Origin of the sequence: Clostridium sp. KLE 1755 (genome assembly GCF_000466465.2) — a bacterium.
GTDB classification, from domain to species: Bacteria; Bacillota; Clostridia; order Lachnospirales; family Lachnospiraceae; genus Eisenbergiella; species Eisenbergiella porci.
The window spans coordinates 1-18254 of sequence record NZ_KE992743.1; the positions used below are offsets into that span (position 1 = coordinate 1).

At 50.2% G+C, this 18254-nt stretch carries 13 protein-coding genes, 1 pseudogene and 1 other annotated feature; of the genes and pseudogenes, 10 read left to right on the forward strand and 4 right to left on the reverse strand.

Annotated features, from left to right (window positions below):
• Positions 1 to 189 (forward strand): tetratricopeptide repeat protein (locus tag HMPREF1548_RS30270; RefSeq protein WP_021638549.1); only part of this gene is annotated, 189 nt, incomplete at its 5' end.
• Between the two features lie 324 nt (positions 190 to 513).
• Positions 514 to 762: a binding site (T-box leader), on the forward strand.
• Positions 763 to 931: 169 nt separating this feature from the next.
• On the forward strand, positions 932 to 2941 hold the full coding sequence (locus tag HMPREF1548_RS20920; protein WP_021638550.1) for a 2-isopropylmalate synthase: 2010 nt from the start codon (positions 932 to 934) through the stop codon (positions 2939 to 2941).
• 40 nt (positions 2942 to 2981) lie between these two features.
• Here the strand turns inward: HMPREF1548_RS20920 and HMPREF1548_RS20925 are convergent, their stop codons facing one another.
• Positions 2982 to 3389: a hypothetical protein gene (locus tag HMPREF1548_RS20925; protein ID WP_021638551.1), complete on the reverse strand. Its 408-nt coding sequence runs from the start codon at positions 3387 to 3389 to the stop codon at positions 2982 to 2984.
• Positions 3390 to 3483: 94 nt separating this feature from the next.
• Positions 3484 to 4044, reverse strand: a complete 561-nt coding sequence (locus tag HMPREF1548_RS20930) for a TetR/AcrR family transcriptional regulator (RefSeq protein WP_021638552.1) — start codon at positions 4042 to 4044, stop codon at positions 3484 to 3486.
• A 267-nt stretch (positions 4045 to 4311) separates the two neighbouring features.
• On the opposite strand from HMPREF1548_RS20930, the gene HMPREF1548_RS20935 reads away from it, so the two are divergent.
• Complete coding sequence (locus HMPREF1548_RS20935) at positions 4312 to 4692, forward strand: MerR family transcriptional regulator (RefSeq protein ID WP_021638553.1); 381 nt, start codon at positions 4312 to 4314, stop codon at positions 4690 to 4692.
• A 161-nt stretch (positions 4693 to 4853) separates the two neighbouring features.
• Positions 4854 to 7391, forward strand: coding sequence for a glycoside hydrolase family 2 protein (locus tag HMPREF1548_RS20940; protein ID WP_021638555.1), 2538 nt, complete (start codon positions 4854 to 4856; stop codon positions 7389 to 7391).
• 193 nt (positions 7392 to 7584) lie between these two features.
• On the opposite strand, the gene HMPREF1548_RS20945 is transcribed toward HMPREF1548_RS20940, so the two are convergent.
• Entirely contained in the window at positions 7585 to 7821 is a 237-nt protein-coding gene (locus tag HMPREF1548_RS20945) for a DUF4368 domain-containing protein (RefSeq protein ID WP_021638556.1), read from the reverse strand.
• A gap of 531 nt (positions 7822 to 8352) precedes the next feature.
• On the opposite strand from HMPREF1548_RS20945, the gene HMPREF1548_RS20955 reads away from it, so the two are divergent.
• The 3 genes and pseudogenes from HMPREF1548_RS20955 to HMPREF1548_RS20965 all read left to right on the forward strand — a co-directional run bounded on the left by HMPREF1548_RS20955 (position 8353) and on the right by HMPREF1548_RS20965 (position 10235).
• Positions 8353 to 8766, forward strand: a complete 414-nt coding sequence (locus tag HMPREF1548_RS20955; protein ID WP_021638558.1) for a DUF3795 domain-containing protein — start codon at positions 8353 to 8355, stop codon at positions 8764 to 8766.
• Positions 8767 to 8787: 21 nt separating this feature from the next.
• Positions 8788 to 9591, forward strand: a pseudogene (locus HMPREF1548_RS20960) (helix-turn-helix domain-containing protein).
• A gap of 62 nt (positions 9592 to 9653) precedes the next feature.
• Complete coding sequence (locus tag HMPREF1548_RS20965; protein ID WP_021638561.1) at positions 9654 to 10235, forward strand: type 1 glutamine amidotransferase family protein; 582 nt, start codon at positions 9654 to 9656, stop codon at positions 10233 to 10235.
• A 709-nt stretch (positions 10236 to 10944) separates the two neighbouring features.
• On the opposite strand, the gene HMPREF1548_RS20970 is transcribed toward HMPREF1548_RS20965, so the two are convergent.
• Positions 10945 to 11625, reverse strand: a complete 681-nt coding sequence (locus tag HMPREF1548_RS20970) for a hypothetical protein (protein ID WP_021638564.1) — start codon at positions 11623 to 11625, stop codon at positions 10945 to 10947.
• Between the two features lie 407 nt (positions 11626 to 12032).
• On the opposite strand from HMPREF1548_RS20970, the gene HMPREF1548_RS20975 reads away from it, so the two are divergent.
• The 3 genes from HMPREF1548_RS20975 to HMPREF1548_RS20985 form a co-directional block, all read left to right on the forward strand.
• Positions 12033 to 12452 carry a hypothetical protein gene (locus HMPREF1548_RS20975; protein WP_021638566.1) on the forward strand — a complete coding sequence of 140 codons (420 nt, stop codon included), beginning with the start codon at positions 12033 to 12035 and terminating at the stop codon, positions 12450 to 12452.
• Between the two features lie 51 nt (positions 12453 to 12503).
• Entirely contained in the window at positions 12504 to 17696 is a 5193-nt protein-coding gene (locus HMPREF1548_RS20980) for a DUF4132 domain-containing protein (RefSeq protein WP_021638567.1), read from the forward strand.
• Between the two features lie 162 nt (positions 17697 to 17858).
• Positions 17859 to 18254 (forward strand): DEAD/DEAH box helicase (locus tag HMPREF1548_RS20985; protein ID WP_021638568.1); only part of this gene is annotated, 396 nt, incomplete at its 3' end.

Genomic DNA, 18254 nt, shown 5'->3' on the forward strand with positions numbered 1-18254 from the left:
GTCCTCCGAGAGGTCATAAAAATAGACTCCAAAAATTTGCATGCCCGTACAGTACTTGCAAAATTATATGAAAGCTGTAACAGGCAGATTGAGGCTGTGATACTATATAAAGAAGTCTGTAAATATAATCCCGGAAATCCTTTCGGAGAGAGAGGGCTTGAGAGGTTAAAGAAATATATTAATGCGTAATTATAATATTCTGTTGCTCTGTTATTAAGATAAATTACGCCAACGAATGTATTAAATTTTTTGTCGTGGCCTTGACATAAGGGTGGCGGAAGCCGTGGGCTTTGGCCTGGAAACTTAGCTTCACAGGATGAATGTGGCCGCTTTCCTGAAGGTTTTAGTAAAATGAGGGTAAAAACTGTCTTTTCACCGGTTAATGGAAGGGAAAGAACTGCTGCTGTACTCCCCTGTCAGATATAAATGTTAAAATAAATCAATAATATTGATTAAAATTATACCTTGTAGGATTTTTTAATCTGTGTTAGTATTTACAAAACTGAATATGAAACAAATGCTGAGAAGAGGAGTAGTAGCCAGAAGCTGGAAAACAGAGAACTGCCGGGCGGTGCGAGGCAGTCAGAAGCGGATTGTGAACTGACCTTGGAGCAGCTGACTGAAGGCCCGCAGGGGCTGTGTAGGTGCAGACGGAATACCCGCCGTAGAAAGAGGAAAGGCATGTTAGTGCCGTTGAGTGCATGGTGCGTAAGCAGCATGAAATAGAGTGGTACCGCGTAAAGGTGAATTTACGTCTCTATAAGAATGACCGGATTTTCGGGAAGTCATTTTTATAGAGACTTTTTTTGTCCCGTAAAGCAGATGGCCGGCGGTAAGGCGCACTTCTAGCAGGGCTTTTGATTAAAAGCATCCTGGAAAAAGCCTTCTGCAGGCGCAGCCGGAAATCCGGAACCGGTAAGGAGGAAAAGGAATGAAAGCAGCAGAAAAGTATGGCAGAGCTTATTTTATGCCGCCCGAGGTTACTTATGACTGGGTGAAAAAGGATACAATTGAAAAAGCGCCGATTTGGTGCAGTGTGGACCTCAGAGACGGGAACCAGGCGCTCATTGAGCCGATGGGACTGGAAGAAAAGCTGGAATTTTTCAGGATGCTGGTGGAAATCGGCTTTAAGGAAATCGAGGTGGGCTTTCCGGCGGCCTCTGATACGGAATATGCGTTTATCAGGGCGTTAATCGAAAGAGATATGATTCCGGAGGACGTGACGATTCAGGTGCTTACCCAGGCGAGGGAGCATATTATCAGAAAGACCTTTGAAGCTGTGAAGGGCGCGCCTCATGCCATCGTCCACCTTTATAATTCCACCTCTGTGGCACAGAGGGAGCAGGTGTTTGGAAAGAGCAGGGAAGAGGTGAAAAAGCTGGCGGTGGACGGCGCGAAGCTGCTTAAGACGCTGGCGGAAGAAACAGAAGGGAACTTTACCTTTGAATACAGCCCGGAGAGCTTTCCCGGGACAGAAGTGGATTATGCGGTGGAGGTATGCAATGCGGTGCTGGATGTGTGGAAGCCGGATAAGGAGCATAAGGCCGTTATCAACATACCTACCACGGTTCAGGTTGCCATGCCGCATGTATTTGCCTGTCAGGTGGAATATATCCATAAAAATCTGAAATACAGGGACGGGGTTGTGCTCAGCGTACATCCTCATAACGACAGGGGCTGCGGTATCAGCGACGCGGAATTCGGAATCCTGGCCGGCGCGGACAGAGTGGAGGGCACTTTATTCGGGAACGGGGAGCGGACCGGAAACGTGGATCTTGTTACGGTGGCCATGAATATGGTCTGCCATGGCGTGGAACCGGGGCTGGATTTTGGAAATATTATGAAAATCCGGGAGACCTATGAGCTTTTGACGGGAATGAAGGTGAATGAAAGAACGCCTTATGCCGGTGACCTGGTATTTACGGCATTTTCAGGCTCCCATCAGGACGCAATTTCCAAGGGCATGGCATGGCGGAAGGAAGGCAAGAGCGGCAGCCGGTGGACGGTGCCTTACCTGCCGATAGATCCCAGGGACGTGGGCAGGGAGTATGAATCCGATGTTATCCGGATTAACAGTCAGTCGGGTAAGGGAGGGATTGCTTTTATACTGAAGCAGAATTATGGGATTTCCCTTCCGGACGGCATGAAGGAAGAGGTGGGATATCTGGTCAAGGGCGTTTCCGACAGAAGGCACCAGGAGCTGGCACCGGCGGATATTTATCAGATTTTTGAAGAAAATTATATTTTGCCAAGAAGCATTTTTCATATCCCTGAATGCCATTTCCGGCAGGAGAACGGGATTACGGCGCAGGTGACCATTGAACAGGGAAAAGAAAAAAGAGTGATTGAAACTACCGGTAACGGGCGGCTGGATGCGGTCAGTAACGCCATTAAGATGTATTTTGGAATCAGCTATGAGCTGACGGTTTATGAGGAGCACGCGATTTCCAGGGGTTCCTCATCCAAGGCGGCGGCCTATGTGGGAATTACCTGCAAAGGGAAGGAGTACTGGGGCGTGGGAATCGATGAGGATATCATCAAAAGCTCCGTTGCGGCGCTGGTATCGGCGGGCAATAAGCTGGCGGAAAATGAAAATCTTCGGGAAGGCAGGGAGGAAAGAATCGTGGACATTATAAAATATATTAATGGGCATTATTCGGAGGTGACGCTGGAAAATCTGGCTGAGAATTTTAACCTCTCAAGGCCCTATATTTCAAAATATATCAAAAGCAGAACAGGCATGAATTTCCAGGATGTGGTCAGGGAAGCCAGGATGCGAAAGGCCAGGACCCTTTTAAAGGAGTCGGGCCAGACCGTGGAATCCATTGCCGCAGACGTAGGGTATGAAAGCGTGGAGCATTTTAACCGGCTTTTTAAAAAGTCTTACGGGATTACGCCTGTACAGTTCAGGATGCAGAAAGAGGAAAATATCTGCAACTGACCGGCAGTTAAGCGCAGAAACTGTGAAGAAACAAAAAACGTTACGGGTATTTAATAAACTGCCGGCAGAAGCCCAGGCCTGCAATAATAAGGGAGAGCCCCAGCCCGCTGTAAAAGACGGCGATGAAAACCTCAGGAACAAGCCCCGAGACGCGCAGGCCGATGCCGAAGGTCATCATGAAGGCCATGATGCAGTAGGCCTGCCAGTTGAAAAAGCGGTAAAAGGGCTGTAATTCTTCTTCATATCCGACAATCCGGCAGGTGTGCTTGCCAACCATTTTACGGAAAACAAAAAAGTGGAAGGAAAGAAGGACGGCCAGGCTTAACAGGCACATGGGCAGCGACCATTTTTCCGTGCGGACGGTAAGGCCGATGCGCAGAATATTAATTCCGGCGATCAGCCATACCGTGCCTGCAATAAGAAGCAGAGTTTTCTTTGATACTTTCATGGGGAACCTCCTTGTTGTGAACGATGTTCATATTGAGCGTAAATATATCCCGGCGGCGGATGGCGCAATGAGTGCAAATTCCGCTGCCGGTTTTTTAATACAGAATCCGCTGCAGGGTTTTGGTAAAAAAGCTGCAGTTATCAGCGCCGGAGCGCAGCAGGGACATCAAATGGTGGAAAACAAATTCCACAAACTGTTCCTTCGTATAATCCGCGTTCCAGATATCCGGGGAAACAGACGGATCTCTGTCAAGGGCATCCCGGAGAAGGTTTCTGAGTACCTGGAAGCACTGTTCCTCCAGCCTGCGTCCTCTTTTCTTATCTTCCGGATCCATGGTTTCGAGCTGGGCAAGCCAGTCACGTTCAAAATCATTGAGATGGGCATTCATTATTTCATATAAGGAAGCTACAAAGTCGGTAAATCCGGCTGTTTTTGGTTCCATACCGGTAAGGGTGCGCAGAACATCCGTCCAGAAGCCTTCCACCACAGCAAAAATCAAATCCGTTTTTGTCGGGAAATAATTATACAGGACACCCACTGAAATGGAGCATTTTTTGGCTATGTTGCGGATGTTCACTTTATGGACGCCTTCCGTGCGTGAAATTTCCATGGCAGCGTCAATCAGCTCCTGCCTGGAAGTGACATTTTTATTCATGCTTATACCTCTTTTATATCGCAGACATGGCTGCGATGTTGCATCAATCGTTAGTTTGAAAGTAAAATTCGCAACTGAACAATGTTCATTATATGCGCAGGGCCACTTTCTGTCAAGCATATTTCGTGTGTAAATAGCTACTGTACCATGCATTTTTTATAAGCTGTGTGCACTGGCTCTTGACCTGGAGCAGGGACAAGGTGTTATGATAGACTTGGAAACCAGGTTGATGCAATAAATATAAGTTAAGAAGGAGCGCAAGTGATTATGACAATTGCGGAAGTGAGCAGAAAATATGGCATGACGCAGGATACCCTGCGTTACTATGAACGTATCGGGCTGATTCCCCAGGTGCCCAGGAATAAAAGCGGCATCAGGAACTATGATGAGGAATCCTGCAGATGGATAGAGCTGATGAAGTGTATGAGAAGCGCAGGGGTCCAGATAGAGGCGCTGATAGAATATGTTGCGCTGTTCCAACAGGGGGATTCCACCATTGATGCCAGAAAGGCGCTGCTGATGGAGCAGAGGGATCAGCTGACGGCCAGGATGGAGGATATGCAGCGTTCTCTGGAACGGTTGAACCAGAAGATAGAAAACTATGAAAACGGGCTGATGGCCACGGAGAAAAAACTGATGAAGCAGTGAAAAACAGGCGTAAAGGAAGTCGGTTTTGGTTACAGCCGAAATGTAAATGTGCGGGACCGGTTATTGCGGGAAACCTTTCAAAAATTATATACTCCTTTTATAAAGAGCGCTGTCCGGCTTTTTTGGCGGCTGCGCCTGCGGAAGGCAGAAGGAGGTAAGGTATGCTGAGAAAACAATTTAATGAGGACTGGACGGTGAGCGGCAACGCCGGGGGTTCCCTGGTTGAGGCTTTCCTTAACGGCAAAAAGGAGGAAAAAAAAGTAACGCTTCCCCATGACGCCATGGTGGAGGAGGAAAGGACGCCTGATACCAGAAACGGCAGCCAGACGGGATTTTATCCGGGAGGCCTGTACCACTATGGAAAGAAATTTTTCGTCCCTGAGGAGTGGGAAAAGGAAACGGTTATCCTGGAGCTGGAAGGCGCCTATATGAATGCCAGGGTGTACGTGAACGGGGACTATGCGGGGGGATATCCGCACGGATACTCCAATTTCTACGTATGCCTGGATCATTTTCTCAAATACGGGCAGGAAAATGAACTGAAGGTTATCGTCAATAACGGAATGGAGCTGAACAGCAGATGGTATTCGGGAAGCGGCCTTTACCGCAATGTGAATCTGCTGACAGGGAAGCGCCTCCACATCCAGACGGACGGCCTGCGCATAACAACGCCGGAAATCGATGAAAATACCGCGGTGGTCGCCGTGGAAACCAGACTGGTCAATGAGGAAAAGTGCAACAGGAAAATCTGCCTGATAACGGAAATCAGGGATGCGCAGGGAAATATCGCGGCTTCGGATACGGCCCATGCCACGGTGTTCGGCGGTACGGAAATTACGGTCAGGCAGAGAATGGCGGTGGCGCATCCTCTTTTATGGGACTGCGATACTCCGAATCTGTATCACTGCGCTGTACGGGTGGTACAGGAGGAAACCGTATGGGATGAGGCGGAGGATCATTTTGGCATCAGAAAGCTTTCCCTGGATGCAGTTAACGGCCTGAGAATCAACGGCAGGGAGGTTAAGCTGCGGGGAAGCTGCATTCACCACGATAATGGGATTATCGGCGCCTGTACGCTGGAACGGGCGGAGGAGCGCAGATGTGAAATCATGAAGGAGGCGGGCTTCAACTGCATCAGAAGCTCCCATCACCCTATGAGCAGGGCCATGCTTGACGCCTGTGACAGGCTGGGAATGCTTGTAATGGACGAGCTGTCCGATATGTGGACACGTTCCAAAAACAATAATGATTATTCCATGAATTTTCAGGATTATTGGGAAAAGGATGTGGAGCTGCTGGTGGCAAAGGATTATAACCATCCTTCCGTCATCCTTTACAGTATGGGAAATGAGATTCAGGAGGCAGGTACCGCCAAGGGTGCGGAGCTTAACCGTAAAATCAATGAGAAAATCAAGAGCCTTGACAATACCAGATATACCACCAACGCCATCAACGGCATGCTGGCGGTCATGGATTCCATGGGACAGATTATGTCGGATATTCTGGGAAAAACACCGGAAGAGATGATGGCGGAGGCCGCAAAAGCGGCGCAGCAGGCACAAAACGAGGGCCAGGAGGCCGAAAAGGAAGGCGCGGGCCAGAATGAGGGCGGCAGCGACGGACTCAACAGCATGATGGGAATGATGGTGGGACCGATGGCAGACGCTATGGCCTCCCACCGCATTATGACGGAGAAAACGGACGAATTCGTGGATGCCATGGATATTGCCGGCTACAATTATATGACGGGCCGCCATGAGATGGAGCATCAGATCCGTCCCAACAGAATCGTGTTGGGAACAGAAACCTTCCCGGCGGACATTGTCAGGCTGTGGAGCATTGTAAAGAACAATAAGCATGTGATAGGCGATATGACCTGGACGGGCTATGACTATCTGGGAGAAGCGGGAATCGGGATTTTCTATTATGACGGGACCGTGAACTTTTCTTCCCACTGGCCGGATAGAGTGGCCTATATCGGTGACATTAATCTCATCGGCTACCGCCGTCCCATCAGCTATTTAAGGGAAATTGTTTACGGCCTGCGCAAAAATCCCTATATCGCTGTGGAACGTCCGGAGCATTATGGGGAAAAGTGCGGGAAAACGCCCTGGATGTGGAAAAATAATATTGCCAGCTGGACCTGGAAGGGACAGGAAGGAAATCCGGTGAGCATTGATGTTTATTCAGATGCCGATGAGGTGGAGCTGTTCCTGAACGGGAAATCCCTGGGACGGAAGGCGGCAGGGGAAGGCGCGGGCTTTGCGGCAGCTTTCGAAACCGCCTATGAGCCTGGGGAACTGAAGGCTGTCAGCTATGTGGACGGTGAAATAAGCGGGACGCACATCCTGGAAACCGCGGCGGAGGAGGTTTCGCTTTGCGTGGAAGCGGATCGCCGCAGCCTTAAGGCGGATGGCGCGGATCTTTCCTTCCTCACGGTTTCGCTGCGGGATAAGGACGGCAGGGAGAACCTGCAGGCGGTAAAAGAGGTTACGGTGCAGGTGGAAGGCGCGGGAACGCTCCAGGGCTTTGGAAGCGCAGATCCCCAGGTGCTGGGAAGCTACCAGGATACCACTTGGAAAACCTACGACGGCTATGTGATGGCGGCAGTGCGTGCAGGCAGAAGGCCGGGCGCCGTGAAAGTGACCTTTACTGCGGAAGGCTGTGAGCCGGTGGTTGTGGAGCTGGAAGTAAAATAATACTGCAAGTAAATTGAACTGAAATAGACCCGCAATAAAATGAGGCCAGGGCGGGAGAATGACGCGGCTGCGGTTGAAATAACACTGTGTGGCCGCAGCACCGGCAGTTGAGCTTGCCATAATAAAAAGGAACTGGGGTAAGGCGGCCCCCAAAAAAGAAGTATTGTCACAGCAAGCGGCATAGTCATTTTGGCTATGCCGTTTTGCTGTCCGTTTCGTTGGTGTCCGGTAGTTCAATCACACCGACACAGTTATAGCTGATTTCCACCTGCTGCACCCGTTTCCCCGTACTCTTGTCCGGGGCGTGGACGATGATTTTTTCCACAAACTCGTTTAAGATGGTGGGCGTCAGTTTTTCTATCTCGGTGTACTTCTTGACGATGGCGAGAAAGCGGTCAAGGTTCATGGCCTGTTCCTCCTGCCCCGTCAATTCCGCTTGCAGGATAGCAACCTTTTCCTGTAAATCTTTCTGTTCGGCTTCATAGCCGCCGGACAGCTTTGCAAACCGTTCATCAGAGATTTTTCAGGAAACATTGTCCTCATAGAGCCGCTGGAAAAGCCTGTCCAGTTCCTCTATGCGCCGCTGAGCCTGTGACAGCTCCCGGCGCTTTGCGGAGATTTCCTTGCGGCGGTCTGCCGCAGACTTTTCCCCATAGAGCGTACAAACTCGCTTTCGTATTCCCGCACATACTGGACTGTCCTTTGCAGATGTTCCAGCACCAGCTTTTCCAACACCACGGCCCGGATAAAGTGGGCCGAGCTTCCCTTGCCGGTGGTATCTCTTTCGGACGGTCATTCACTTGTGCCTGTCCACCGATGAACTAACACAAGTCTACACTTTTTTGACCGCCCGTCCCGTATATCCGAAAGGTTGGAAATCCCGCTGAAAAATGCACTATTTCCACGCTCTCGGATTTGTGGTAAGATGAAAGAAATAGTAAGCCGACAAGGAGGACGAGCCATGAAAATGCCAACTGAAAAAATTGATACGGTCATGTTTGCCCCCTGCGGCATGAGCTGCTTGGTTTGCTATAAGCATTGTTATCATAAAAAGCCGTGTGCGGGTTGCTTAAACAGCGATATGGGAAAGCCGGAACATTGCCGCAAATGTAAGATAAAAGATTGTATCAAGGGGAAAGGGCTGTCCTATTGTTTTGAATGTCCCGACTATCCATGCAAGCTGATAAAAAAACTTGAAAAAAGCTACAATAAAAGGTATCAGGCAAGCCTTATGGAGAATAGCGAGTTTGTTCGTCAACACGGTTTGGAAAGGTTCATGGAACAGCAGAAAGAGAAATATACTTGCCCAAAATGCGGGGGTATCATTTCTATCCATGACAGAGAATGCAGCGAGTGCCAAGAAAGCATGAAATAAACATAAGAGGGGGTATGCAGATTGGCGTTGACAATACAGGAACGCCTAAAAGACCTGCGTGTGGAGCGTGGCCTGACGCTGGAACAACTTGCGGAGCAGACCGGGCTTTCCAAGTCCGCGCTGGGCAGCTACGAAGCGGACGACTTCAAGGACATCAGCCACTATGCCCTTATCAAGCTGGCAAAGTATTACGGCGTGACCGCCGACTACCTGCTGGGGCAGACGGAAACAATAAGTTACCCAAACGCTGATCTTGCAGACCTGCGTTTGAGTGACGAGATGATAGACCTGCTGAAAAGCGGGCGCATTAACACCGCGCTGCTTTGCGAACTGGCGGTGCACCCGGATTTTGTGAAGCTGCTGGCCGATATACAGATTTATGTGGAGGGTATCGCCGCCACGCAGATACAGAACCTGAACGCATGGGTAGACGTGGCGAGGGCTGAAATTATGGAGAAGTACCAGCCCGGGGAGCATGACAAGACCGCCGGTGTCCTGTAAGCCGTCCATGTGCGGGAGGGCGACTATTTCAGCAGCCGGGTACATCACGATATTGACGCTATCATGGAGGACATACGGGAAGCCCACAGGGGCAGAAGCGACAGCGCCCCGGAGAATACCATTGTGGACGAACTCAAGCGGGATTTGGAGGAAGTGACAAGCTTCAAGGGCAGCCGGGCGGAACAACTGCTGATGGTATTCTGCAAGCAGACGAAACTGTGCTATTCCAAGCTGACAGAGGAAGAGAAACAATGGCTGACCCGGATTGTCCAAAAATCCGAACTGGCGAAATGCTATGTGCCGCAACGGGGTAAAAGAAAATGACAAGTACGCCTTAGGCGGAAAAGGCGCATTATTGATTACCTGCATTAATAAAAGGAAATGTAATGGATAAGAAAAACGAAATATTGTTACTATTGACCGATAGATGGTGCGATTGGGAGGCGAGCTATGCGATTGCTGTTGCCAATACGTTTTCAGATTATGTTGTAAAAACGATAGCTCTTGATACTAATCCTAAAGCTTCAATGGGCAATCTATGTGCAAACATTGATTACAGCATAGATGATTATTTAAATTTTTCCAATACTGCAATTATTATTTTACCTGGCGGTCTTTCTTGGGAAGAAAATAACTACGATAAAATTGCGGAATTTATCAGAAGAATTAAAAATGCCGGCGTTCCTGTAGCCGCTATTTGTGGTGCAACAACATTTTTATGCAGGCATGGTTTTCTGAATGATATAAAGCATACAGGTGATAGCTTGGAACTGTTTCAAAGTCAATGTGGGTATAGTGGGCAGGTACTCTATATTCCCGCTCAGGTAGTGGTAGACGGTGGTTTTATCACTGCAAATGAAACGGCGGCAGTTGAATTTGCTTATGAAATTTTCAAAATTCTAAAAGTGGATAGCGATGTTGAAATGGCAAAGTGGTATGATAATTTCAAATATGGTGCGATAAGGTAGGTATGTGTTTGTAGCAGGTCTTATTGGTATAAGACGCACCCTTAGGGAAATAGCAAAGACGAGCGAGCCAGTCAACGGTCAAGATGAACGGCGCTTACAGCGTCGCTGTTGACAGTCTCGCCCGTCTTTGCTAATGGGTAATCAAGGCAGGAAAGCCCCCTTGTGGCTTTCCTGCCCTATGCCATTTTGGGAAAGATTTACTTCCGTTAAAATTGATAATCGGCGGACAAGCACAGTATGGGATTGCCCGATGTCCTGCTATTTTTCCGGGAGTATGGCCAAACTTCTGGACATTTTTTCCACAAGTTAGGGTGCGGACGAGGGACGGGGGCTTTCATATACGCCCAGTCTGCTGATGAAACCAGCCCTGCGCTTGCGGCGTTCGCCCCTGCAAGCACAGCCCTGTTTTCCTGCCGTTTCAAACGCTCTTGCCCTCCACGGCGGCAACGGCGTTTGAAACGGCAACGCAGACAGAGCGTATAACACACTACACTTTGCTACGCAAAGTCGTGTGCCAAAGGGTGCCCCTTTGGAAACCCCGCCCAGCGTGTAACGGCTTCGCCTGTTCCCACTGGGCGCAAAAGAGGGACTATCAGCTCACCGCCGATAGTCCCTCTTTTGTTGTCACATTCCGCTTGCCGACTGCCCAATCTGAATGTTCCTCAATACTTTCTTATTGGGTGTCAGCCTAAAATACAGTTCCTTTTTTCTATTCCATCCGTTCCAGGACAGCCAGAGGCAATGCATTTATAAAAATATAGTCAGGCTCCCGGAACCTGATTAAGACATAGTAGCTATTGTCATGCATCTTGTCCAGACGGTACTGCAGCTGATAATCCGGCTGGTTATCTTGCTTTTGTCCCAATTCATAATAGGAGACGATTTTTCCCCATTGTTCATCTGACAGACTGGAAAAACGGGAGGCCTCCGGATAATAGAAGGACATTTCCGGGCTGCTGTTTCCGCTGTCCCAGCTGACTTCGGCCAGCTCCCCATAGTGCCGGACAACAGCATCCTCCAGGCTTTCCCCGTTCAAATGGGAAAGCGTTAATGCTGCTGCATATAAACCTAATGGCTTATCATCTTCCAGCTTCGTGGTGCTGATATAAAGCTGTACGGCGGAGCATTCCCCGAACGGAGTGTCGAAATTACCGTTGACATGCAATATTTTGGAAGAATCCTCCTGGATTTCATCCGTGGGCGGACTGTCCAGCAAATTCAATATTTCTTCTTCCCCTGCGCCCCAGTGGAGCTGGCCGGAAAAAATCGGGACATCAAATCTCCCGTCCTTTTTCCGGACCGACAATACTGTGAAAATTATAAGTACGATAAGTACTGCGGCTGATAAGAAAAGAAATAATTTTACCAGATTCTTATTTTTCCTAATCATATATACCTCCGGGGCAGAACCCTGCGTTCGGATATATGCGGTTTAAAAAGCTATTGTTTTTAAACCAGTTACGGCCCGGTCATACAGCCGGGTAGGCATGGAACAATTATGTAGTGTTTGACAGCTGTGAAGGTGCAAAATTGCTACCATAATTGTATTATATCACAGGCCCTTCCCGAATTTGCGGAAGGGCCGTTAAATACTTGCTTTTGTCCCTTAACAGCCATCGTGCCCCAATCATTTTCTGCGGAAAGGACTCCGGATCTCTTCAATAGCATTGACTGGGGAAAGCAGTAGATTGTATACTGTAACAAGGGGAGAACAAAAGTTCTCATTGGACAGGAAAAGGAGCGCTGCAGGATGAATGCAATTGATAAGAGAAGAAGCGCCCGGCAGGGAGGTATCGTATGAGGGTTAATATCAATGTAAAGAAAATCGGAAAGAACCGCGGCGCAATAGAGCCTGTTTTTTATGAGTATCCGGAAGGGGTGGATACGGTGGAAAAGCTCCTTCGGGAAACGGTGCGTATAAATCTGGAGGAATTTACAAAGCGCAGGAAACGGACGGAGGTGGAAGCGGTTCTGTCCGGAGAGGATATAGAAGAACAGGCAGGGACGGGGAAGATATCCTTTGGAATCGCATATGACGGCAGAACGGCGGATTTTGAAAACGCCGTGAAGAATGCCTGCCAGTGCTTTGAGGATGGAATTGCGGTAATTTTTCTGGAGGGGAAAAGGCTGGAAACGCTGGAGGAACGGATAGCGCTTCGGGAGGACAGCAAACTGACCTTTGTAAGGATGACGATGCTGGCGGGAAGAATGTGGTAGCGGCAAAGACATTTTTATCATCGAACGGTTACACAAAAGGAGAGAAAAGGGATGGCATACGATTATCAGAGCAGACAGAAGCTGGTGGAAGCATACCGGGCAAAATGGAAGCGTAAGCTTCTGCTCGTTCCGGGAGAGATTAAAGAAGCGGCGGAAGAAATGGAGAAATTCGGCGGGTACAGGCAGGATACCCTGACCTTTCTGAAAACGGCCCAGGAGCGGCTGAAACAGGGAAATTTCAGCACGCCCTCCGAATTTATGAAAGCATATTACCGGAAGCTGGTGCGGCTGTTTGCGGGAAAACAGTTTGAAGAGGATTTCTATGAAATTATTGACAAATTCAACCAGTTTCCCTATTCCCACAGCATATACCGCAGGACGGTGCGGACAAAATCCTATTTTCCCAGCCTGGAACAGGTATTCCGGCTTTTGTATGCTTACCGGATTATGGATTTTTATGATTGCAGCATTTCGGATTATCTGATGGACCGGCTGCCTGAGGAAAAGCTGGATTATAAAAGAAATCAGGTGTATTTATTTTCCATGAATCATCTGGACGATATGATCGCTGCCAGAATTGACCGCGGAGATGCACAGGTTATCGAAACGGCCAGACAGCTGATACTCAGTGACAATAATACGGCGGTTATTACCGTGGATCTGATCCGCGGCATTATCAAAAGCTCCAACGATGAGCTTCATCAGCTGCTGGCGGATTTCCTGCTGGCGGCCAGATTGCAGGAGGGCGTTAGGCAGGCCGTCTGCGAAAATGCGGACTGCGGTACTATTGCGGCCTTCCGGCGGATTTTTGATACGGTTTGCGCAAATAACCTGATCCGTTTTGCTTCGGTGAAGCGGGCGGTGGCAACCTGGACGGGCATCTGTGATGTGGAAAATGCGGATCGGATTTCCGAAAAAATGCTGAGACTGATGGAGGCCTCAATAAAAGAGCCTGCCATAGCACGGGAATATGTGCAGACGAATGACAGCATACAGATTGCGGTGGGCCTGTGGACGCTGGCCTTTTATGAGCTGCAGGACGCCATTGCGGTGATGGGGGAGTATCTGGAGCAGGGCACGAGAAACCAGATTCTTACCATGTCCTATTTTAACCGGACCCTGGAATGGGAAGCCTTTACCGGGATTACGGCAAAGAAGGTGTTTTTAAAGTATGCGTCGGATCCGGAAATCCTGGCGGCTTTTATGCCCACCTACCTGACGCGGGCGGAGGAGTATGCGGGCTGGGCGGTACAGGTGCGTCCGCAGGATAATAAGAGGGAGATGATTTACCGCCCGATTCCTGTGGAATGGCTCTTTGGAGATGCAAAGGAAGCCAGGGCGCACTATGAAGTGCTCAAAGGGCTGCTTTTGGGCATGAAAAAGAAAACCCTGGAATTTTCCCCCTGTATTTTTCCCTGGTACGGCGTGGTGCTGACTAAGGGGGATATTCTGAAGCGGATGTGTGTGATTGCATACATACTGGGTGAGGAAGCCCGCATTGAGGAAACGGCTGCCCGGCTGTCGGAGATGAATTTAAGCGACGTTTACACCAGCCGTGCAAAATGGGTGGAGCTTCTTCTCCATGCGCCGGAGAATGACAGGCAGAAAAAGCTTCTGTTAAGTTTCCTGGGGGACAGGGAGACGAGTACCAGGCAGACTGCGTACCGGCTGGTGGAAAAGCTGGAGCTTTCCGATGAGGATTACAGGCAGATGGAAGCGCTTTTGAAGTATAAAAAGGGGGATATCCGCCAGAATGTTTTGAAGCTGCTGCAAAGACGGGATGACGAAGGGCTGGAGCTTTCCGTAAAACGTCTGCTTAAGGATCCTGCAGAGGAGGTACGCGAGGGCGGGCTTACGCTGGTGCGGGAAGCGAAGATCGGCGGCCGCCCGGAGGCGCTTGTCGACCGGATCGTACAGGAGGCCGGAAAGCTGGAGGGCGTTTCCGATAAGGAACAGATTCTCCTGGAGGAGGTGACGGGGGAGGCTTCCTCCAGCCGGATTCTGGAAGAGGAGGGTTACGGTCTGTACAGCCCTTCCACGCAGCCCGAATGTCCCGCGCTGCCTGCAGGCAGTGAGCAGCTGCGCTCCTATCTGCGTATCAATGAAGGAAAGCTTAAGGGAATCATGCGCCGCCTTTATGATCTCCTGACAGAAAATGCAAACCTGGAATACAAGGCGTGTAACGGTTATGAAATGCTGCTGGGGGACAGACTTTCCATGGTAAGCCAGGATACCGCCCTTGCGCTGGAGGACAGGTATCCCTTTAAAGAGCTGTGGATCCGTTTCTATGAAGAGAATATCGGTGATCCCCATTTGGTGAAGCTTCTTCTTTTGGCCTGGGGAAACAGTATCGGAGACGGCCGGACGAAAAATCAGGAAGTACTGTACGCTAATGCCGAACTTCTGCTGGGAGACTTTGCGGATTTCCGGGTGCCTCAGGATCGTAATTTCAGTAACGGTTATGGAAGCAGCGCGCATACGGTGCTGACCATTCTGGACAGTATGTATGGAAATGAGGAAGAAAGGCAGTGGAGAAGGAAAGCCGCGCTGGAGCTGGCCGCCTGCCTTGTCCGGGATGTTCCGGAAAAAGAACTGTGGTATGAAAAAGAGAAGGACACCCGTTTCTATTACGCCTATGATCCGGGAATGTATGCGCTGACGGATATCCCTGCAGTTTCCGCCCTGATGCGCACCCTGGCGGAAGGGAAAACGCAGGAGGAGTTCAGAGAAGGCTTTTTTGCCCTGTACCGCCTGGATCGGCGTTTTCAGTATAATGAACACCGCGGGAACCAGCGGATGTATTCCTATAATAACAGTTCCCGGACGCAGCTGACGATTCTTGAATATGTAAAAGCCTTTCAGATGGAAATGATACCGGCGGATACGGTATATCAGGCGATGTTTGAAACGATTGGACTGGCCTCCTCCATGGAGTCACTTTCCCTCCTGGTGGCGGAGCATCTGCGGCCCTTTGAGAAAAACCGTCTGGGCGCTTATCTGACGGCGGCGGAGCTGGAAGCGGAACGGCCGGATCCGGAAAGTCCGTTTGTAAAAACAGGAAGGGAATTTTTCTTCCGCGCTGTGGATAAAATTCTGGATGTGGAGCTGAAAAGAGGGGATCTGCCCACGGTATTTTCAGGAAGCATTTCGTCCATTAAGCGGATTTTCGGTATGGATCGCCTGATTGGGATTCTGAAAGCGCTGGGAAATGATACCCTGGATCGGACCACCTATTATTACTGGTCAGGCACCGGTACGGGGAAAAGGGAATGCTTAAGCTACCTGCTTCAGAACTGCTGGCCCCTGGAGGGTGAGGATGCCGGGAAGCTGAGAGAACTGCTGAAGGGCACCCGGATCAAGGAACAGAAATTGATAGAGACAGCCATGTATGCGCCCCAGTGGTTGGACATCATCGAAGAATATCTGGGCTGGCCCGGACTGAAAAGCGGCTGTTATTATTTTATGGCCCATATGAACGAGCGCTTTGACGACAGGAAAAAGGCCATGATTGCCCGCTTTACGCCGCTGACGCCGGAAGAGCTGAATAATGGGGCATTTGATGTGAACTGGTTTGAAGAGGCCTACGCACTTCTGGGAGAGGAGCGCTTCGGCAGGCTGTATGACGCCGCCAAGTATATTTCCGACGGCAGCAAGCATGCCCGCGCCAGAAAGTACGCGGACGCGGCGCTTCACAGGGTGACGGCGGAGAAGCTGGAGGCGGAAATTAAAGCAAAGAGAAATAAGGATCTGCTGATGAGCTACGGCCTGGTGCCTGTAAAAGGGCAGGAGGAATGGCTGAAACGATATGAATTTTTGCAGCAGTTTTTGAAGGAGAGCAGGCAGTTCGGCGCGCAACGCAGGGCAAGCGAAGCCCTGGCGGTTTCCATGGCCATGAAAAACATGGCCACCAAGGCAGGCTTTGCAGATGTGACCCGTCTGACCCTGGCAATGGAAACGCAGCTGGTGAAAAGCTACGCCGTATTTTTTGAGAAAAAAGAAGCGGAGGGCGTATCCCTGAGCCTGTCCGTGGATGAATACGGAAGAGCGTCCATTACGGCCGGGAAAGACGGGAAAACATTAAAGTCTGTACCGGCCAGGCTGAAAAAGAACGAGTATTACCTGCAGCTGAAAGAAGTATATACGAAGCTGAAGGAGCAGTATTCCCGTACGGTGAAGATGTTTGAACAGGCCATGGAGGAACGGGAGCGTTACCGGTTCGGCGAGCTTCTGGAGCTGTGCGGCAACCCGGTGGCGGAGCCGGTGGTGCGCAGCCTTGTGTGGATCGTGGATAAACAGCCGGTATCGGGCGGTTCCCGGCGGGAGAACCCATCGCCGGTGAGCGGTTTCGGACAGGAAAGCCAGCTGACGGCCAGCGGGTTCCTACGGGAAAATGGGCTGCAGGATCACAGCGGCAGGATGGTTCCCCTGGATGCCGGGGATTATCTGCGTGTGGCGCATCCGGCGGATCTGTACCGGGAGGGAAGCTGGACGGCATATCAGAAATTCCTGTTTGAAGGCGGGAAGAAGCAGCCCTTTAAGCAGGTATTCAGAGAGCTTTACGTGAAGCTTCCCGAGGAACTGGAAAGGACCCATTCCCTGATGTTTGCGGGGAATCAGATCCAGCCGTCCAAAACAGCGGCCTGCCTGAAGGCCAGGCGCTGGGTGGCGGATTATGAGGAAGGGCTTCAGAAGATTTATTATAAGGATAATATCATCGCCCATATCTATGCCCAGGCGGACTGGTTTTCTCCCAGCGACGTGGAGGCGCCTGCGCTGGAATGGGTGGAGTTTACCGACAGAAAGACCTTTGAAGAGATAAAAATCGAAAAGCTTCCGGATATCGTATATTCGGAGGTGATGAGGGATGTGGATCTGGCGGTGAGCGTAGCCCATGCGGGCGGCGTGGACCCGGAGACCAGCCATTCCACCGTGGAAATGCGCAGAGCCATCATTGAGTTCAATCTGCCTTTGTTTGGGATTACGAACGTGACCCTGGAAGGAAGCCATGCGCTGATTGCAGGAAAACGGGGAAGCTACAGCATCCATCTGGGCAGCGGAGTGATTCATCAGCAGGGAGGGCACCAGATCAATGTGCTGCCCGTCCACTCCCAGAGCAGAGGAAAGCTGTTCCTGCCGTTTTTGGATGAAGACCCTAAGACGGCGGAAATTATGTCCAAGATCGTTTTATTTGCCCAGGATAATAAAATTAAGGATCCTTATATCCTGGATCAGATAAAGGCATAGTAAAGACGGAAGCGAAGCGGTAGCCGGGCCGGAGGTGAAGCAGAAGCTAAGCCAGGTGCTGGCAGAAGCAGGGCCGGAAAACCGGCGGAAGCCATATCGGAACCGAGCCGGCAAAGAAAAACAAAATGAAAAGCCGGAAACAGGATAAAACAGGAGTCAGGAATGGAAATTAAGGAGCTTGTGGTCTATGAAAAAGAATACCCGGAAAGGAAGGCCGTTTTTTCAGAGCTTCCGCAGGATATGCTGCCGGAGCTGAAAGGCTATCTTGAAAATGCGGGAATTCCCCGTTTATACTGCCATCAGGCGGAGATGTTTGAGCGCGCGCAGAAAAAAGAAAATCTGGTCATCACCACCTCCACAGCCAGCGGCAAAACATTGGGTTTTCTGCTGCCGGTTCTTCAGGAAATCCTGAAAAATCCGCTGGCCAGGGCAATTTTTATCTATCCAACCAAGGCGCTGGCGGCGGATCAATACAGGGCCATCCGGCCGGTGGTGGATTATTTCGGGGAGGACCGGGTCTGTGCGGGAGTCTATGACGGGGATACGCCGGCCAGCGAG

Excerpts from the sequence above, each read along its gene's own strand:
- HMPREF1548_RS20965 (WP_021638561.1), top strand. The coding sequence starts at position 9,654 with ATGGATAAGAAAAACGAAATATTGTTACTATTGACCGATAGATGGTGC.
- HMPREF1548_RS20955 (WP_021638558.1), top strand. The coding sequence starts at position 8,353 with ATGAAAATGCCAACTGAAAAAATTGATACGGTCATGTTTGCCCCCTGC.
- HMPREF1548_RS20935 (WP_021638553.1), top strand. The coding sequence starts at position 4,312 with ATGACAATTGCGGAAGTGAGCAGAAAATATGGCATGACGCAGGATACC.
- HMPREF1548_RS20940 (WP_021638555.1), top strand. The coding sequence starts at position 4,854 with ATGCTGAGAAAACAATTTAATGAGGACTGGACGGTGAGCGGCAACGCC.
- HMPREF1548_RS20920 (WP_021638550.1), top strand. The coding sequence starts at position 932 with ATGAAAGCAGCAGAAAAGTATGGCAGAGCTTATTTTATGCCGCCCGAG.
- HMPREF1548_RS20975 (WP_021638566.1), top strand. The coding sequence starts at position 12,033 with ATGAGGGTTAATATCAATGTAAAGAAAATCGGAAAGAACCGCGGCGCA.
- HMPREF1548_RS20925 (WP_021638551.1), bottom strand. The coding sequence starts at position 3,389 with ATGAAAGTATCAAAGAAAACTCTGCTTCTTATTGCAGGCACGGTATGG.
- HMPREF1548_RS20930 (WP_021638552.1), bottom strand. The coding sequence starts at position 4,044 with ATGAATAAAAATGTCACTTCCAGGCAGGAGCTGATTGACGCTGCCATG.
- HMPREF1548_RS20970 (WP_021638564.1), bottom strand. The coding sequence starts at position 11,625 with ATGATTAGGAAAAATAAGAATCTGGTAAAATTATTTCTTTTCTTATCA.
- HMPREF1548_RS20980 (WP_021638567.1), top strand. The coding sequence starts at position 12,504 with ATGGCATACGATTATCAGAGCAGACAGAAGCTGGTGGAAGCATACCGG.